Source organism: Pseudomonas sp. QD4, assembly GCF_049199125.1.
In the GTDB taxonomy this organism is placed as follows: Bacteria; Pseudomonadota; Gammaproteobacteria; order Pseudomonadales; family Pseudomonadaceae; genus Aquipseudomonas.
Genome location: NZ_JBLZOM010000001.1, coordinates 210,521 through 227,812, shown reverse-complemented (window position 1 = coordinate 227,812; position 17,292 = coordinate 210,521). Strand labels below are relative to the sequence as shown.

16 protein-coding genes are annotated in these 17,292 nt (G+C 61.8%); 14 read left to right on the top strand and 2 right to left on the bottom strand.

Annotated elements, in window-relative coordinates; all coding sequences use genetic code 11:
- Window positions 1–56 precede the first annotated feature (56 nt).
- The 8 genes from ACOZJV_RS00970 (at window position 57) to ACOZJV_RS00935 (ending at window position 7,460) form a co-directional block, all read left to right on the top strand.
- Window positions 57–320, top strand: coding sequence for a hypothetical protein (locus ACOZJV_RS00970; protein ID WP_421546545.1), 264 nt, complete (start codon window positions 57–59; stop codon window positions 318–320).
- 86 nt (window positions 321–406) lie between these two features.
- Window positions 407–1,075 carry a hypothetical protein gene (locus ACOZJV_RS00965; protein WP_421546544.1) on the top strand — a complete coding sequence of 223 codons (669 nt, stop codon included), beginning with the start codon at window positions 407–409 and terminating at the stop codon, window positions 1,073–1,075.
- A 44-nt stretch (window positions 1,076–1,119) separates the two neighbouring features.
- On the top strand, window positions 1,120–2,055 hold the full coding sequence (locus tag ACOZJV_RS00960) for a DUF6708 domain-containing protein (RefSeq protein ID WP_421546543.1): 936 nt from the start codon (window positions 1,120–1,122) through the stop codon (window positions 2,053–2,055).
- On the top strand, window positions 2,055–3,032 hold the full coding sequence (locus ACOZJV_RS00955; protein ID WP_421546542.1) for a hypothetical protein: 978 nt from the start codon (window positions 2,055–2,057) through the stop codon (window positions 3,030–3,032). Before ACOZJV_RS00960 ends, ACOZJV_RS00955 begins: the two co-directional genes overlap by 1 nt.
- Window positions 3,033–3,234: 202 nt before the next feature.
- Entirely contained in the window at window positions 3,235–3,492 is a 258-nt protein-coding gene (locus tag ACOZJV_RS00950; protein WP_078468962.1) for a PAAR domain-containing protein, read from the top strand.
- 321 nt (window positions 3,493–3,813) lie between these two features.
- Window positions 3,814–5,547: an amidase gene (locus ACOZJV_RS00945; protein ID WP_421547564.1), complete on the top strand. Its 1,734-nt coding sequence runs from the start codon at window positions 3,814–3,816 to the stop codon at window positions 5,545–5,547.
- A 483-nt stretch (window positions 5,548–6,030) separates the two neighbouring features.
- Window positions 6,031–6,471: a tryptophan-rich sensory protein TspO gene (tspO, locus tag ACOZJV_RS00940; RefSeq protein WP_421546541.1), complete on the top strand. Its 441-nt coding sequence runs from the start codon at window positions 6,031–6,033 to the stop codon at window positions 6,469–6,471.
- Between the two features lie 62 nt (window positions 6,472–6,533).
- Window positions 6,534–7,460 (top strand): alpha/beta hydrolase, encoded by a 927-nt coding sequence (locus ACOZJV_RS00935; protein ID WP_421546540.1) that lies wholly within the window; start codon window positions 6,534–6,536, stop codon window positions 7,458–7,460.
- Between the two features lie 34 nt (window positions 7,461–7,494).
- On the opposite strand, the gene ACOZJV_RS00930 is transcribed toward ACOZJV_RS00935, so the two are convergent.
- On the bottom strand, window positions 7,495–7,995 hold the full coding sequence (locus tag ACOZJV_RS00930; protein WP_421546539.1) for a GNAT family N-acetyltransferase: 501 nt from the start codon (window positions 7,993–7,995) through the stop codon (window positions 7,495–7,497).
- Window positions 7,996–8,136: 141 nt separating this feature from the next.
- Here ACOZJV_RS00930 and ACOZJV_RS00925 point away from each other — a divergent pair, with 141 nt between their 5' ends.
- On the top strand, window positions 8,137–8,688 hold the full coding sequence (locus ACOZJV_RS00925; protein WP_421546538.1) for a hypothetical protein: 552 nt from the start codon (window positions 8,137–8,139) through the stop codon (window positions 8,686–8,688).
- A 57-nt stretch (window positions 8,689–8,745) separates the two neighbouring features.
- Here the strand turns inward: ACOZJV_RS00925 and ACOZJV_RS00920 are convergent, their stop codons facing one another.
- Entirely contained in the window at window positions 8,746–9,804 is a 1,059-nt protein-coding gene (locus ACOZJV_RS00920; protein WP_421546537.1) for an SDR family oxidoreductase, read from the bottom strand.
- Between the two features lie 137 nt (window positions 9,805–9,941).
- Between ACOZJV_RS00920 and ACOZJV_RS00915 the strand changes: the two genes are divergently transcribed.
- The 5 genes from ACOZJV_RS00915 to ACOZJV_RS00895 all read left to right on the top strand — a co-directional run bounded on the left by ACOZJV_RS00915 (window position 9,942) and on the right by ACOZJV_RS00895 (window position 17,264).
- Window positions 9,942–10,892 carry a LysR family transcriptional regulator gene (locus ACOZJV_RS00915; protein WP_421546536.1) on the top strand — a complete coding sequence of 317 codons (951 nt, stop codon included), beginning with the start codon at window positions 9,942–9,944 and terminating at the stop codon, window positions 10,890–10,892.
- 183 nt (window positions 10,893–11,075) lie between these two features.
- The gene (locus ACOZJV_RS00910; protein WP_421546535.1) at window positions 11,076–13,202 is read left to right on the top strand and encodes a TonB-dependent receptor family protein; all 2,127 of its coding nucleotides are present in this window, start codon (window positions 11,076–11,078) and stop codon (window positions 13,200–13,202) included.
- A 116-nt stretch (window positions 13,203–13,318) separates the two neighbouring features.
- A complete protein-coding gene (locus ACOZJV_RS00905) occupies window positions 13,319–13,834 on the top strand; it encodes a sigma-70 family RNA polymerase sigma factor (protein ID WP_078468946.1) in 516 nt (171 codons plus the stop codon).
- The gene (locus ACOZJV_RS00900; RefSeq protein WP_421546534.1) at window positions 13,831–14,781 is read left to right on the top strand and encodes a FecR family protein; all 951 of its coding nucleotides are present in this window, start codon (window positions 13,831–13,833) and stop codon (window positions 14,779–14,781) included. Before ACOZJV_RS00905 ends, ACOZJV_RS00900 begins: the two co-directional genes overlap by 4 nt.
- A 74-nt stretch (window positions 14,782–14,855) precedes the next feature.
- Window positions 14,856–17,264: a TonB-dependent siderophore receptor gene (locus ACOZJV_RS00895; protein WP_078468944.1), complete on the top strand. Its 2,409-nt coding sequence runs from the start codon at window positions 14,856–14,858 to the stop codon at window positions 17,262–17,264.
- The last annotated feature ends 28 nt before the right edge of the window (window positions 17,265–17,292 follow it).

Below are 17,292 nucleotides of genomic sequence, written 5' to 3'. Positions count from 1 at the left end.
CAGGTCTTACTGAAGAAATTAAACACTGGTATGCCGCGGACTTCGCGCCAGCGCTATTGGAAAAACAACAGCTCGAGGTATTGGGTTTGACAGGCATCGATAGCCGCTGGCACGACAATTCTTCATGGGTAACGTCGATTTGGGGGGCAATCACCATGAACCGCGGACCGGAATTACCGAATGTCATGGAATTTGCCATCTTTTGGCGCGACTACATCATCGGACAAAGCCACTGGACAGGTGCCCTGAGCGCAGCTGTTCCCAACCAGGGACTCGATAAAAGTGCGGGAGCTTCCGCGCAGTTTGGATTGGAGCGTTAAGCGCATGGCAATCGCATGGCGGTTTTCCCGGTCGCCCCGCACCGGAGTGTTACCAGCAATTCGAGATCAATTGGTGGATGTGGACCATGATGCTTTTTCCCTACGTAATCCATGGGTTCGGGATTCGGTATTTATGGGAAATGGGAGTTCCTTTGTGGGGCTGGCTGCTCGCAGGTGCAATATTCTTAACTATCGGAGCATATCTTATGATGCGAGGGAACGCCGCAAAATATGAACCATTGGACTATTGGCTAAATGATGGAACCTTTGGAAAGCGACAGTTACTTGGCCGAAAAAACGTAGATAAATTCACGTCACTTGACGAGGAAAATTATAGTTACATGGTCGCCTGCTATTCACCAAAACTGATTGAACTGGACTGGAGCAGTGTATCAATCAACCACGAGCCCTCAACTTATTACGCCTACACCGATACCGCAGCCATACCATTAGAGTACGACCCAAAATTAGAGATTGAGATCCACTACCCACTCCCGGGAAAAATTGCCGAACCCTCAATAAATCTTGATAAAAACGAACTAAAAGCCACGAAAATAGAAGCAAAGAATCTTAATCTCACAAGCGGTGGCGAACGATATAAATACACCATCAGGGGAGTCAATAAAAGTGACAAAGGAACTTTCGAGATTAAATTTTCCTATACGCCGGAAAATCTTCCCAGCACAACTCTGATGTCAAGAGTCCGTCCAGGCTCAGGCAGTTCGACCCAACATCAGGCTGAGGGAAAAAACTAATGATATCCGGAACACCACCCCATAAAAACCAATACGGCATAGGAGTGACTCATATCGATGCCTTAGATTCCGCAACGCCGTGCCTGGGAGTTGAGGCAGCGGCTGACGCTAATATTATGAAAATAACGGAGCACTGTTTATTTGTCAGAACCGCCGAGGGAAGTATTTACGGTGGTCGTCGTGGAATGAGTTGGTGGACAACTGTAATAACGATATTCGTCTTCTTCTTCTTTTCCGCTGGCGAGTACGGTGGGTATCTATACGACATAACGCACGAAGATTTCAAAGGCACGTTCTTAGAGCACTATACCAATAACTGGGGACTGACTATCGGAGTTACAATCGCATTTTTTATGGCTTGTTCGTGGCTATTTATTCCTTGGCGCCGACAGCTGCCCATTATTTTCAATCGTCAATCAGGCCACGTCACAGCTTTTATTAATGGAAATATCGTGAGCGAAGAATGGCAGCACCTGGAAGCATATATCAAAGACATTACATCCTTTTCAGTTAGCGGCGCTGCTGTTAATGAAGGCGTTTTAACTTTAGGACTTACCGATACAGCTACAACCTCACGTTGCAAACGGAAATATATAGGTATCTATGCCACACAAGATTCGATTAGACCTGCAGGCAGTCGTAAAATTTACGGCGCTGCCCAACTATGGGAGTACATCCGACTGTACATGGGTGAAGGAGCCGCTGCCCTGCCTCCGTCTTGTGCTATCACACCCTACCGGATTGCTCATGCCCGCGAAGCTATCCAGCAATTCAATCCGCTGAAGATATTGAACGTCAGTCATCCTGCGTGGCTACTGCTAGCTGTACCATTTTTCATATTTTTAGCGCTGCCTTTGGCGCCTCTGATAATGATTGGGGACATCCTATACATGTGGTTTGACCGTATTCTTCCCCGCCGCAAGTGGCCTCAAGAGCTAGTTAATGCCTGCGATGGTATCTGGGATGGGAAAGAGAGCTGATGTGTACTCATCCTAAATGGCAACCCAAATACGGCACTCTCCACGCCCGTGTTGATGTGTTGTCTGCAGCAAGCCCGTCTTTAGGCATAGAACCTGCCGCCGACAACAACGTGATGAAAATCACTGAAAAATGCCTCTTTATACGTCCCGTATCCGGGAGTATTTATGGTGGACGGTCCAGTATGAGCTGGTGGGCAACAGTAGTACTGCCCTTTATATTCGTGTTTTTTTCTATAGTAGAGTTTTTCAGCTACCGTCACGACACAGCTACAAACGGATATAACGCCGGAGCTATAAGTCACTACATGGAAAACTGGCATTACCCAGCCGGCATAACCTTTGTATTTTTCCTCTGTTGCATTTGGATATTTATCCCATGGCGCACTCAGCTCCCGATCATATTCAACCGTGAGACGCGCAAAGTCACATGCATTATCAAAGGAAAATGGATCAGCCAGAGATACGAGCATCTGGAAGTTTATATAAAAGATATAACAACCATCGCCTCAGGAGGCGCACCTATTAACGAAGGGGTATTGATACTGGCCTTTCCTTATGCAGAACAAGACAAAACATTTTCTAATGACCAGTTACGTATTAGCATCAGCGCAACAAAGGATGCAGACGAAGCTTACTTCAATCGAGGTATATACGGAGCCGCAATGATTTTGGAATATATTCGACTTTTCATGCATCAAGGCGCAGGAGCTCTTCCGCCCTCTTCTGCCATAAGCAACTATAAAGCCACAAGCATTCGAGAGTGCTTCTCTATGTGGTCGCCATTCAAAATCTTCCAAAGCAAAGTTTGGTGGAAGCGTCTTATAGCACCATTTTTATTCCCACTCGTAGCGCCAACACTTTGGTTAATAACCTTAGGAGATCTGCTCTACATGGCGCTTGATCGTATACTCCCACGAAAGAAATGGCCCCAAGAACTCATTGACGCTTGTGACGGTGTCTGGAATGGAGAGGAATGATGAAAATTCGTTGAATTGAATTTTGATGCACAAAAACACTACCGCCGTACGCAGGCATTACTGAAGAAGTTAAACACTGGAATGGGCCAATCCCGACAACAACATGCCCACGTACAGCCTGGCACTGCGCTTGCCACTCAGAACCAATGGTGCAGCCAGTTGCAGGGGGCACCCTCCTACGTTTAAGCAAAGGAAACCAAACATGAAACCCATCGTTCTCGTCGGCCACGCGCACAGTTGCCCTATTCATGGAGGTGGAACCGTGGTCAGTGGTGCGAGCTCTGCCACCGTCAATGGCAAAGCGGTGGCCCGGGTAGGTGACCAGACCAGTTGTGGCGCGGTTATCCAGAGCGGTTCACCCGGAACCATCATCGAGGGCCAGGCCGCTGCTCGTCAGGGGGATACCACGAGCCATGGCGGCACGCTGGTCGAAGGTGAAAGCGGTTGGTTGGTCGAGTGACCGCGAGCATAGGGGCGAGCTTGGCTCGCCGTTGTTCAAACTCTTACGTTTATGGCCCCCGGTCAGCGTCTGGCTGACCGCTATGGGTCGTTGATCTGCCGGCCAGCGCGCCTGGGCCGGACCTCCGGCAATGGCGCCGCAGCCCTGGGCCTGCTGGCTACCCACGGCCCCGTCGCGGGCGGATAACCGAGAACGAAGCTTATAGCAATTTCTTGAACGCCGACTTGGTGCAAAATAGCCCCCCTCAAGGGTGAGCCCAGCCTCCTGCCGCGCCACGCCGTGCCCTAAGAATCGAGAGGAGAATCCATTTTGAAACGTGATGTGCCTGAGCCCAAGACCCCGTTCGACGTCACCGAGGTCTCCATTGCCCAACTGCGCGCCGCCCTCGAATCCGGCCAGGTCACGTCTGTGGCGCTGGTCCAGGCGTACCTGGCGCGGATAGACGCCTATGACGGCCCCGCCACGCCGACCGCCCTCAATGCGGTGGTGGTGCGCAACCCCGAAGCCTTGAAGGAGGCCGAGGCCAGCGACGCCCGTCGCGCCCGGGGCCAGGCCCTGGGGCCACTGGATGGCATTCCCTACACCGCCAAGGACAGCTACCTGGTCAAGGGCCTGACCGCCGCCTCCGGCAGCCCGGCCTTTGCCGAACTGGTGGCCTATCGCGACGCCTTCACCATCGAACGCCTGCGCGGCGCCGGGGCCATCTGCCTGGGCAAGACCAATATGCCGCCCATGGCCAACGGCGGCATGCAGCGTGGGGTCTATGGCCGCGCCGAGAGCCCGTACAACGCCGACTACCTCACGGCGCCCTTCGCCTCCGGCTCGTCGAATGGCGCCGGTACGGCCACGGCGGCCAGCTTCGCCGCCTTCGGTCTGGCCGAGGAAACCTGGTCCAGCGGTCGCGGCCCGGCCTCGAACAACGGCCTGTGCGCCTACACCCCTTCCCGCGGGGTGATCTCGGTGCGTGGCAACTGGCCGCTGACCCCGACCATGGACGTGGTAGTGCCCTTCGCCCGGACCATGGCCGATCTGCTGGAAGTGCTGGACGTGGTGGTGGCCGAAGACCCGGACACCCGCGGCGACCTGTGGCGCCTGCAACCCTGGGTGCCGATCCCCAGCGTGGCCTCGGTGCGCCCGGCGTCCTACCCGCAACTGGCGGCCGACGCCAAGGCCCTCAAGGGCAAGCGCCTGGGCGTGCCGCGCATGTACATCAACGCCGACCCCGAGGCCGGCACCAGCGAAGCGCCGGGGATCGGTGGTCCGACCGGCCAGCGCATCCACACCCGGCCCTCGGTGATCGAGCTCTGGCAACAGGCGCGACAGGCCCTGGAAGCGGCCGGCGCCGAAGTGCTGGAAGTGGACTTCCCGCTGGTCTCCAACTGCGAGGGCGACCGCCCGGGTGCGCCGACCGTGTACAACCGCGGCCTGGTGTCCAAGGAGTTCCTGCACCACGAATTGTGGGACCTGACGGCCTGGGCGTTCGATGACTTCCTGCAAGCCAACGGCGACCCCAAGCTCAAGCGCCTGGTGGACGTCGACGGGCCGAAAATCTTCCCCCACGACCCGGGCACCCTGCCCAACCGCGAAGGCGACCTCGCCGCCGGCATGGATGAATACGTGAAGATGGCCGAGCGCGGCATCACCCCCTGGGACCAGATCGACAGCGTGCCCGACGGCCTGCGCGGCCTGGAGCAGACCCGGCGCATCGACCTCGAGGAGTGGATGGATCGCCTGGGCCTGGATGCGGTGCTGTTCCCGACCGTGGCCGACGTGGCCCCGGCCAATGCCGATGTCGACCCGGCGGCGGCGGACATCGCCTGGAGCAACGGGGTCTGGGTGGCCAACGGCAACCTCGCCATCCGCCACCTGGGCGTGCCCACGGTCACCGTGCCCATGGGCCTGATGGCCGACATCGGCATGCCCGTGGGCCTGACCTTCGCCGGCCGCGCCTACGACGACTCGGCCCTGCTGCGCCTGGCCTCGGCCTTTGAATCCACCGCCGACAAGCGGGTGATCCCACTGCGGACTCCGGCCCTGGCGGGCAACAAAGGCTGACCACCCAGGGAGTGGCGCGCAGCAGGCGCCACTCCCGATCACCCCGGCGCGCAAGCCGCCGTCACCGCGTCAGGCAACGCGCAGTCCGACTACCACTACATCCGCAAGGAACGAGGCCTGTATGGCGCGACGCGTCTCAGCCTGAGCGACGACCTGAGCCTGATCCTCGGCACGCGCCTGAGCGGGGTCGCTGCCGACCTCGAACAACTTCGGCGGATTGCTCTATGGCGACCCGCGCACGTTGCACTGACCTTGCGTTATCAGTACTGAGCCGCCGGATCAGCCAGGTCCGCGCAGTGGCTGATCCGCACTTTCCCTAAACGCCCGGTGGCTCGAATGCAGCCGGCGCCAGGTCGGCTGCCTCGGACGAGCAGAAAATTGTCAGCGTTCAATTCAAACTTTTTGCCGCGCCGGACGTCCTTTATTTAACGCTGCCGACACCTCTTGTGGCCCCAGACAGCTGACTTCAGCTAAGGACGGATGATGACCTTCTTCATTTTTCTACTGGCCTGTGCTGCCGCGGCAAGCACCGGCCTCCTGTTCAAGCCGGGCCCGTGGTACGACGCCCTGGTCAAACCCGGCTTCACCCCACCCAATTGGTTGTTCCCGGTTGCCTGGACGCTGATCTACCTGCTGCTCGCCTGGGCCGGCTACCGCTTGAGCCTGATCCCCGGCAGCCAGTCGGTGCTGGCATTGTGGGCCGCGCAGATTGCGCTGAATACGTTGTGGACGCCGGTGTTCTTCGGCGCCCACCGAATACTGGCCGGCATGCTGATCATCACCCTGTTGTGGCTGGTGGTGGCGGCCATGGTGGTCCTGGCATTGCAGCTGGACCTGATCACCGGGCTGATCCTGTTGCCGTACCTGGCGTGGCTGTGTGTGGCGGCGGCGTTGAATTTTTCCATCCTGCGCAATAACCGCTGATGACCCCTCGCCAACCCTGGACAAGCCGGCTGTGGCCTGCCAGCGAGGAGGAGTTGCGGCAGATGCGCGACTTCAATAAAAAGCTCGCCTGGTTGCCACGCTTTCGAATCCGCAATCGGCTCACGCCCCGGGTGATCCAGGCCCTGCTGCGTGCCGGCCAGATCGGCGGCGCCGGCAAATTACTGCAGCACGGGCTCAAGGCTGAAACACGGGTCATCGGTGTCGACGGCCTTGCGGTGCCCGTGCGCATCCTCAGGCCCGCCGGAAAAGCCAAGGGTGTGGTGCTGGATTTCCATGGCGGCGGCTGGGTGATCGGCAACGCGCAGATGAACGACCCCCTCAACCTGGCCATGGTCAATGAGTGCCAGGTCGCGGTGGTTTCAGTGGATTACCGGCTTGCCGTATCGACCCCGGTTGAAGGCCTGATGCAGGACTGCCTGAGTGCCGCGCGCTGGTTGCTGAGTGCCGAATGCGAGGAGTTTGCCGGCATGCCGGTGATTGTCGTGGGTGAGTCGGCCGGGGGCCATCTGGCTGTGGCCACCTTGCTGGCCCTGAAACAGTGGCCCGACCTGCTGCAGCGGGTGCGCGGTGCGCTGCTGTACTACGGCGTCTACGACCTCGGCGGAACCCCCAGCGTGCACGCCGCGCCCGCGCAAACCCTGGTGCTGGACGGGCCCGGCATGGTGCAGGCGCTGCGCGTGCTGACGCCGGGGTTGAGCGACGAGCAGCGCCGGCAGCCGCCGTTGTCACCGCTGTATGGCGACTTCACCGACTTGCCGCCAGCCCTTCTGCTGGCCGCCGAGCTGGATCCGCTGATAGACGACACCCTGCAGATCGCCGAGCGCTGGGTGCAGTCGGCGGCGGTCGAGGTGCACGTGGTGCCCGCTGCGGCCCATGGCTTCATTCATTTTCCGACCGCACTGGGCGCTGCTGTCCTGGCTTACAGCCGAAAGTGGATAACGGCGCGAATCGATGGGCCCAATTGCTGAAAAACCATCGACTCAAACCCGTCAGCAGGTTTATCTAGATCGCCAGCACAAAACGGCTCTCGCCCCCCGCCTGCGCGCCGGTAGCGGGGTGTTCAAGCAGGAACCCGCAGCGCATCAGGACTTTCTTCGAACCGAGATTGGCCTCGTAGACATACGCCACCAGCTGAGAAAGCTGCCAGCGCCTGCGCGCCTCCTGGATCAGGTGCCGCACGGCCAGGGTCGCCAGCCCCTGCCCGCATGCGTCTTGCGCGATGCGATAACCGATCTGCGCAGAACGCTGCACCGGGTCGATGCTTTTCAAGTTGGCCCGACCGACTATTTTTCCCCCGGTCTCTTCGACCACGAACGGGTGCCAGCGGCCATCGGCAAAGTCGGACAAGTAACCTTGAATATGTTCGGTGACGCCCTGCAAGGAGTAGAAAGCCGGGTCACGGGCATCGATATGGGACTCGAACCACTGGCGGTTGTCGGTTTCGAATGCCAGCAAGGCTTGGGCGTCGGTACTTCTCAGTTCGCGAACTCTATAGGTGTTCATTCATCACCTCGGCTGCCCTGCTCGCTAAAGATAAAGGGCGAGCGGCCAGCACAGCTGAATAAAAGGCGGGCTGGTTTTTGCGGCCCGGTCACAGCGAGCGCAAGCTTACAGCACCTGCGCTCCGACTCCATGACCGGCCCAATGGACGACACCCTGCCCGGCTTGCGCTGCAACAGCCGGTGCTCAGGTAAGATGCGCGCCGGATCGAATGCGCTGATGGACCTCAGCCGCCACCCCCGCCAAGGAAATCTGGGTATGGACAATGCGTTGCAAATAGAACCCGGCGAAGAGACGGTCGTAGGACATTGCGAAACCTGTGGGCACGAAACCAGGATGTTTCGCGGTTTTGTATTCAATGCTGACGGCGCTTATGCCGTGTACCTGGGCACCTATACGGCCGCCCATCCCGAGCGGGGCCTGTCGATGGCCGTCAGCCTTCGGGGCTGGGGCGCGGGCTCGGACACAACGGCCAAGGAATGCGTGGCGCTGGAGTGGAGAATCACCGACCGCGAACCCGGTTGCCGGGTCCTCGATGCAGACGACACCTCATGGGCCGGCAAGCCGATTCTGGGCCGGATGCTGTCTCGGCACGAGGCGATGAGTTCCGGTCGCGGAGCCGAAGCCTTCGCCGTCACCGATGCGCTGTGGAAGGCGGATCCTCGGTTGGCCAAGGCCTTGAACAGTGACGCCTAGCCCCGCTCGCCGTTGGCGACACCCAGGCCAACGGCAATGCCCAGGCCGGGCCGCCGACTAGGGCAGCACGCGCTGGCGCTTGAGGCTGTCCAGCGCATTGAGCAGCGACGCGGTTGAGTCGACCCTTTCAGTGAAGCCATAGCGGTAGATTTTGTTGGTATCGGAAATGATGTCGTTCTCGGTGTGGAAGATAAAATCCCCGAAGGCCCAGCCCACCAGTTTCTCCAGGTCGTCTTGAATCAGATTGTGGCGCTTGGCGATCTCCCGCCATAACCCGGCCTTGTCCGGCATGTGCCGGGTCAGTGTCAGCGGCACCGGCGAAGCGATGTTCATTGCCAGGTGCCGGGCGATGTCCGGCCACATGCGTTCCCAGCGGAAAATATCGCCGTTGGCCACATTGAACGCCTCGCCGCCCGCCGACTCGCTGAGGGCTGCCCAGACGCTGGCCCGTGCCAGTAACCCGGCATCCGTGAACTGCAGCAGTTGGCCATAGGCCTTGTCGGTTCCGGGGAATCGCATCGGGATATCAAGGGCACGGGACAATTCGGCAAAGACGCCGATGAGCAGCGCAATATTCATCGGGTTGCCGTGGATATCACCGACAACCAGATCAGGACGCAGCGCCACATAATCCCAGCGACTGCGTTCGGCGCGCGTTCTGAGCTGGGCTTCCTGGGCCCTGTACAGGTTCGGCGGCATATGCCCGGCGTCGCTCTCCAGGGCCGGCGTGGGTACCTTGGCGCCCAGGTGCGAACCGTAGATCTTGAAGCCCTGATAGATGACTACCCGTTCAAGGGCGGAATCAGCCTGTTCCAGCCCGTCCAGCACATTGCCCAGCATCCGCGCATTGCGCTGGGCTTCCAGCGCCAAGTCAGGGTCCGGGCTGAAAGCGGCGTAAAACACATGGGTCGTGTCTCGGGCTGCCTGCAACGCGAGGGCCACCGCCTGCGCGTCGACCAGGTCCGCCTGCAAGGTCTCGGTGCCGGCTACGGGGCGCCGATCCAGCGCCCTGACCCGCCAGCCTTCACGCTTGAGTTCCTGGGCCACGGCATTCCCGATGATGCCGTTGGCGCCGACCACCAGCGCGGTTTTACGGTTTGCCGGAGTGAGGCTCATAGCGCCTCCCCATTACCAAATTCGATCATTTGCTTGCTCCTTCCATGCAGGATGCACGGCTTGAGACACATGATGCCCCTCGTGCTATCTGTGATATAGACTGCCGTCACGACTGACTTCCATGACATAAATTCACAATGGCACGCTGGGATATCAACCGTTTGGCAGAGATGGAAATGTTCATCCGAGTGATAGAGCTCGGCAATTTTTCCTTGGCCGCACGGGACTTCCGCATGACCCCCTCGGCGGTCAGCAAATTGATTTCACGCCTGGAAACCCGACTCCAAGCACGCCTGTTGAACCGCACCACGCGCCGCCTGACGCCGACGCCGGAAGGCCACTCGTTTTACGAGCAATGCGTGAGGATTCTTGCCGAGGTGGAGGACGCAGAACGCAGTACTTCCGGCCAGGGCGAACCCCGGGGTCGTCTCAGGGTCAGCGCCAGTGTGCCCTTTGCCCAAGGGGTCTTGTTCGCACTGGTTCCAGGGTTTCTCTCGCGCTACCCGGGCATCGAACTCGACATCGTACTGACCGACCAGGTGGTGAATCTGCTGGAAGAGCGAACCGATGTCGCGATACGCCACGGCGCACTGGAAAGCTCGCGCCTGGTGGCCAGGAAGCTCGGTGAATCACGGATGATCGTCGTCGCCGCGCCCGCCTACCTGGAGTTCCATGGCCTGCCGCGCGTGCCCGACGACCTGACCCGGCATAACCGCCTGGACTTCGGCTACACGCGCACCCTCAAAGGCTGGCCTTTTGTGGTGGACGGCACGCAATGGATCGTCTCGCCCGAGGGCAATCTGACGGCCAGCGACGGTGAAGCCCTGCGCCAACTGACACTGGCCGGCATGGGCCTGGCACGCCTCGATGAGTTCCAGGTGGTCGACGACATTACCGCGGGAAGGCTGGTGCCGGTCCTGCAAGGTTTCAACCCGGGCGACGTCGATCCCCTGCACGCCGTGTTTCTCGGACAGGGCCCGCAGATGCCGCTACGGGTGCGGGTTTTTCTCGACTACCTGGTGGCGAATGTTCGACTCCAGCGCCTGGAAGCCGGACAGGCAACGCCCGATATACCGCGTTCTGCCTGACGCACTGGCCTGGGCCGCTCGTTGAACCGAGCCCCTACGCCTGCCGCTTCGTGTGGTTGCCCATAAGGCCCGGGGCGCCGGGTGCCGCTAACCCGGCAAAAAACCCAAATTGCCATGTGTTTCCTTCGTCCTTTCCTACGTCGCACCTTTCATTGCCCGTTTCCCCCTGCCTGGAGTTTCTCGATGCCCTCGCCCAAATCCCTGCCCACTGCGCTGTTGGGCCTGGCCCTTGCCTGCCCGGCCCTGGCCGAGGCCCAGGAGATGGAGCTGGGTCAGGTGCTGATCCGGGCCCAGGAACAGGGCGGCGAGGAACAGACGCTGGAAGATGCCGAGACCCGGCTGTCCCAGGTGCCGGGGGCGACCAATGTGGTCGATATGCGGCGCCCGCTGCAGGGCCGGGTGGCCAGCAACCAGGATGTGCTGGCGTATCAGCCGGGGGTGTACGCGCAGTCGGCGGGCAATGAAGGGGTGAAGATTTCGATTCGCGGCTCGGGTATCAACCGCGCCCCCGGCGCCCATGCGTCGGGGCTGTACACGATGCTCGACGGCCTGCCCCTGACCGGCCCCGGTGGCACGCCCTATGAATTGCTGGAGCCGCTGTGGCTCGATCATGTGGAAGTGCTGCGCGGCGCCAGCGGCTTCGACCGTGGCGCCCTGGCCCTGGGCGGGGCCATCGATTACGTCAGCCACACCGGCTACGACGCGCCGCTGTTGCAGGTGCGCTATGGCATGGGCAGCCACGGCTACCGCCAGCGCCAGGTCAGTTCGGGCCAGGTGCTGGGCGACTTCGATTACTACCTGTCCCTGACCGATGCGCGCTCCGACGGTTATCAGGACCACACCTCCAGCAGCAGCCAGGGAGTGGTGGCCAACTTCGGTTATCGCTTCAACCCGAACCTGGAGACGCGCTTCTACCTGCGCCACCGCGAGACCGAAAACGAACTGGCCGGGCGCGTGACCAAGCGCTCCATCGATCATGATCCACGGGCGGCCAACCCCACCTACGTCGCCCGCGACTACAACCGCGACCAGCCGGGCAGCACCTTTATCGGCAACAAGACCACCTACTACATCGACGACGATTCGAGCCTCCAGACCGGGCTGGTCTACCACGACTACCCCATGGACCTGCGCGAAGGCCCCAACCGCCTGCGGGTGGCCTATACCGACGTCAGCGGCACCTTCGACTACAAGCGCCGCGACACCCTGTGGGGCCTGGAAAGCCACAGCACCCTGGGCCTGCGCGTGACCAAGCACCTGCCCAATGCCGGCGCCAGCGAGTTTGTGCGCATTCCCACCGGCAACACCGCCGGCTATGCACCGGGCACGCGGATCCGCGATTTCACCTACCAGGGTTCGGACAGCGTGCTGCACCTGGGCAACGACCTGGAGATCGCCGACGACCTGTGGCTGACCACGGGCCTGGCGGCCATCTACACCCGCCGTGAAAGCGCGGTGACCTACCCCGACAGCGGCGGCAAGACCAGCCTGCACGACTGGGACTACGCGCCGCGCCTGGGCCTGCGCTACCAGTTGAACAAGGACGTGCAACTGTTCGGCAACCTCAGCCGTTCAGTGGAAGGGCCGCACCCCTGGTCGCTGATCTACAGCTCCAACCGGGTGTTCGGGCCCGGCAGCGGGGTCGCCACCGGCGCCCAGCGCGAGCCGATCGAGTTGCGCAATCAGACCGCTACTACCCTGGAACTCGGCGGGCGTGGCGACAGCGCCCTGGGCCAGTGGAGCCTGGCCTGGTACTACGCCCAGGTGCGTCATGAACTGCTGTCGGTGCTGCCCGACGCCAACGCCACCACGCCCTATGAACTCAACGCCAGCCCCACGGTGCACCAGGGGCTGGAAGCCAGCCTGCAGAGCACCTTGTGGTCGCGGGACGGCGTCGGCCGACTGAGCCTGCGCCAGGCCTACACCTTGAGCGACTTCCACTACCGCGACGATCAGCGCTTTGGCGACAACCGCCTGCCGGGCCTGCCGATGCACTATTACCAGGGCGAGCTGCGCTACGACTGGCCCCTGGGTTTCTTCGCGGCGCTCAATACGCAACTGGTGTCCAAGGCTACGGTGGATTACGCCAACAGCTATTACGCCGACCCTTACGCACTGTTCGGCGCCACCCTGGGCTACAACGCACCCAAGGACGACTGGCAGGCCTGGGTCGACATGCGCAACCTGACCAACCAGCACTACGCCGCCACCGTGACACCGGGCTACGACGACAAAGGGCTGGACGCGGCGCGTTCGACGCCGGGCGAGGGGTTGGGGGTGTATTTCGGTGTGTCGTGGAGCCTGCGCTGAGGGCCGCCCCGCCCTCGCCTCTCGACGCCGACAAATAACCTGCGAACTTGCGCCCATTGCAGGCCCGAGCCGCCACACACTAGAATAGGATTCATTCCCACTTACGACTTTTTCTCATGAAGCCCACTCCACCCGCCGAGGCCGCAACGCTCGAAGCCCTGTATCGCGGCTATCACGGCTGGTTGCTGAGTTGGCTGCGCCGCCGCGTGCAGTGTTCTCACTACGCGGCGGACGTGGCGCAGGACACCTTTATCCGTCTGCTCGCCACCGGCCCCTATGTGGCCCCGTGCGAACCCCAGGCCTACCTCGCAACCGTGGCGCGTCGCCTGTTGATGGACAAGGGCCGGCGCCAGCGCCTGGAGCAGGCCTACCTGGAAGAGCTCAAACTCTGCGCCGCCTGCATGGACCACGCGCCTTCGCCGGAGCAGATCCTGCAAGCGGTGCAAGTGCTGGAGGCCATCGACCGGGCCTTGGCCCAGATGAAGCCCCGGGTGCGCGAGAGTTTTATCCTGCGGCACCTCGAAGGCCTGGACCAGACGCAGATCGCCCAGCGCCTGGGGGTCTCGGTGCGCACCGTGCAGCACGATCTGGTGGAGGCCCTGCTGGCCTGCGACCGGTGCGCCCAGGCATGAAGTCATCGCTGCCACCCGAGGTATTGCGGCAGGCCGCCGAATGGCTGGTGCGTCTCGACCACCAGACCGATGCCGCCACCGAACAGGCGTTCCAGGCCTGGCTGGCCGCCGACCCGCAACACCGTCACAGCATCACGCGCCTGCAAGGCCACCTGCTGCCCCTGCAACAGGCCCCGGCCCGTGCCGCATTGCGCCGGGCCCGACAACCACGAGCCGCGGCCACGGCGGCCAAATGCCTGGGCCTGGCTGTGCTGCTGGGCCTGGCTGCGGTGCCGGCCTATGAGTATGGGCAGCAGGGTTACCTGCTGGCCGACCTCAGCACCGGCAGCGGCCAGTGGCGCCAGCAACGCCTGGACGATGGCAGCGACCTGCAACTCGAAGGCGGCTCGGCGGTGGACCTGCACTTTGACCCCGGCCAGCGTCGGGTGCAGTTGCTGCGCGGCGAAATCCTGGTGAACGTGGCCAAGGACGCCCAGCGGCCGTTTTATGTCGACACCCCCCAAGGCAGCATCCGCGCCCTGGGCACGCGGTTTATCGTCCAGCGCAGCGGCGATGCGACCCAGGTCACCATGCTCGAGTCCTCCACCCGCATTGACAGCGCCGGGCAACAGCAGGTGCTCGGTCCCGGCCAGCGCCTACGTTTCGACGCCCGGGGCCCGGGGACGGTGGAACAGGTCGATGCCGACGCCCTCGAGCAAGCCTGGACCCACCATCAATTGCTGGCCAATGACCAGCCCCTGGCGGACGTGCTTGAACGCCTGGCGCGGCATCGACCGGGCCTGCTGCTGTTCGATCGCCAGGCCTTGCAAGGCTTGCGCGTGACGGTGATGTTGCCGACCGACGACAGCGACAAGGCGCTGCGCCTGCTGCAGCGCACCTTGCCGATTGAAGTCAGCCACTACACCCCATGGCTGACCCGGGTGACCCTGCCCCCCGCGGAAAAATAATGTGCCCGGGCGTTGCGTGTTTGCGGTTTTGCTCCGTCCTTCCCTTGGCCAACATCCAAAGGAGCACCGATAACATGTCTTCAATCCCGTCCACCCGTGGCGGCCTGCTGCTGGCCGGCCACCTGTTGCTTGGCTGCCTGCCGCTGGCGTTGCCGGCCCTGTCCTATGCCCAGGAGCAGGTCCAGGCCTTCGACATTGCCCCCGGTCCCCTGGGTGATGTGCTGAGCCGTTTTGCCCAGGCCGCCGGTACGCCGATCTCCTTTCAGTCCGAGCAGGTGGCCGGCTTGACCAGCCCCGGCGTGCGCGGCAACTACAGCGTGGCGGACGGGTTTGCCCAGGTGCTCGGCGGCAGCGGCTTCAGTGCCCGGGCCAGCGCCGATGGCTACCAGCTCGACAGTGCCCCGGTGCAAGGTGCGCTGGCGCTGGGCGCGACCCAGATCAACGCCAACCTGTTGGGCACCATCACCGAAGGCAGCGGCTCCTACACCCCGGGCACCCTCGCCACCTCCACACGCATGGTGCTCACCCCGCGGGAAACGCCGCAGTCGATCACCGTGATCACCCGCCAGCACATGGACGATTTCGCCCTCAGTTCCATCGACGATGTGATGCGCCACACCCCGGGCATCACCGTGTCGACCTATGACAGCGAACGCACCAACTACTTCGCGCGGGGTTTCTCGGTCGAGAACTTCCAATACGACGGCATCCCGACCCTGCGCAACTCGGCCTATTCGTCGGGGCAGACCCTGAGCGACATGGCGATCTATGACCGGGTGGAAGTGCTCAAAGGCGCCACCGGCCTGCTGAACGGCGCCGGAGCGCCCGGGGCGACGATCAACCTGATCCGCAAAAAGCCGACCCGCGACTTCAAGGCCAACATCGAGCTGGGCGCCGGCAGCTGGGACAACTACCGCTCGCAGATCGATGTCAGCGGCCCCCTGACCGACAGCGGCAACCTGCGCGGCCGGGCCGTGGCGGTGTACCAGGACAAGCATTCGTTCATGGACCACTACCAGCGCAAGACCAGCGTCTACTTCGGCAGCCTGGAAGCCGACCTCGGCGAGGACACCCTGCTGACGGTGGGCTTCGACGCCCAGGAAAACGACCCCCAGGGCTCGGGATGGTCCGGCAGCCGGCCGCTGTTCGACCGCAATGGCGACCGCATCGACGTCAAGCGCTCCTACAACAACGGCGCCAAGTGGAGCCGCTGGGAACAGTACACCCAGAGCGTGTTCTCGACCCTGGAACACAGTTTCGCCAATGGCTGGGTGGCCAAGGCGCAACTGACCCATCTGCAAAACGGCTACAACGCGCCGCTGGGTTCGGTGCAGAGCGGCCCGTTTCCGGCCACCGGGCTGTCGTCGCTGTGGTCCAACAAATTCACCGGCAAAACCCGCGCGGATTCGGCCGACCTGTACGTCAACGGCCCCTTCAGCCTGCTGGGTCGCGAGCATGAACTGGTGGTGGGCGCCTCGGCGTCCAACTCCCACTGGACCGGCAAGGACTACGGCGCCCCCGTCTACGCCAACGGCAACAGCTTCGACTTCTGGAGCTTCAACGGCGATCGCGCCGAGCCGGACTGGGGCGAACCGACCCAGTACAACGACCTGACCACCCGCCAGAGCGCGGGCTACATCAGCGCCCGCTTCAATCTCAGCGATGACCTGAACCTGTTCCTCGGCACCCGCGTCGCCAACTACAAACTGACCGGCGACGAACACTCCACGGAAACCGGGCGGCTGGTGCCCTACGTCGGCGTCACCTACGACCTCAACGACAACTTCACCGCCTACGCCAGCTACACCGAAATCTTCATGCCCCAGACTTACAACCGCGACCGCAACAACAAGGTGCTGGAGCCGGATGAAGGCAAGAACTACGAGGTCGGGGTCAAGGGTGAATTCTTTGACGGACGGCTCAACACCAGCCTGGCGTACTTCGAGGTCCACGAAAGCAACCGCGCCGAAGGCGACGCCGAATACAACGCCGCGCCGACCAACCCGGCGCTGGGCTACGCCTCGGTCGGCACCGACGCCAAGACACGGGGCTATGAAGCGGAGATTTCCGGCGAACTGGCCCCGGGCTGGCAGCTCCAGGCCGGCTACACCCATAAGATCATCCGCGACCACCAGAGCAAGAAACTCTCGACCTGGGAGCCGGAAGACCAGGTCAGCTTCGACACCTCGTACACATTCCAGGGTGCCCTCGACCGCCTGACCGTCGGCGGCGGCGCGCGCTGGCAGAGCAAGGCCTGGCAGAACCTGTACATTCGGCCGAAGAACCAATACCAGGACTTCTCCCAGGAGGCCTACTGGCTGGTGGACCTGATGGCGAAGTACCAAATCACCGAACACCTGTCCACCACCCTTAACCTCAATAACGCCTTCGACAAGCGCTACTACACCAACATCGGCTTCTACAACACCGCCTACTACGGCGACCCGCGCAACGTGATGCTCAACACCCGCTGGGATTTCTAGCCCCCGCCCAGCCAAAAAAAAACGCCAT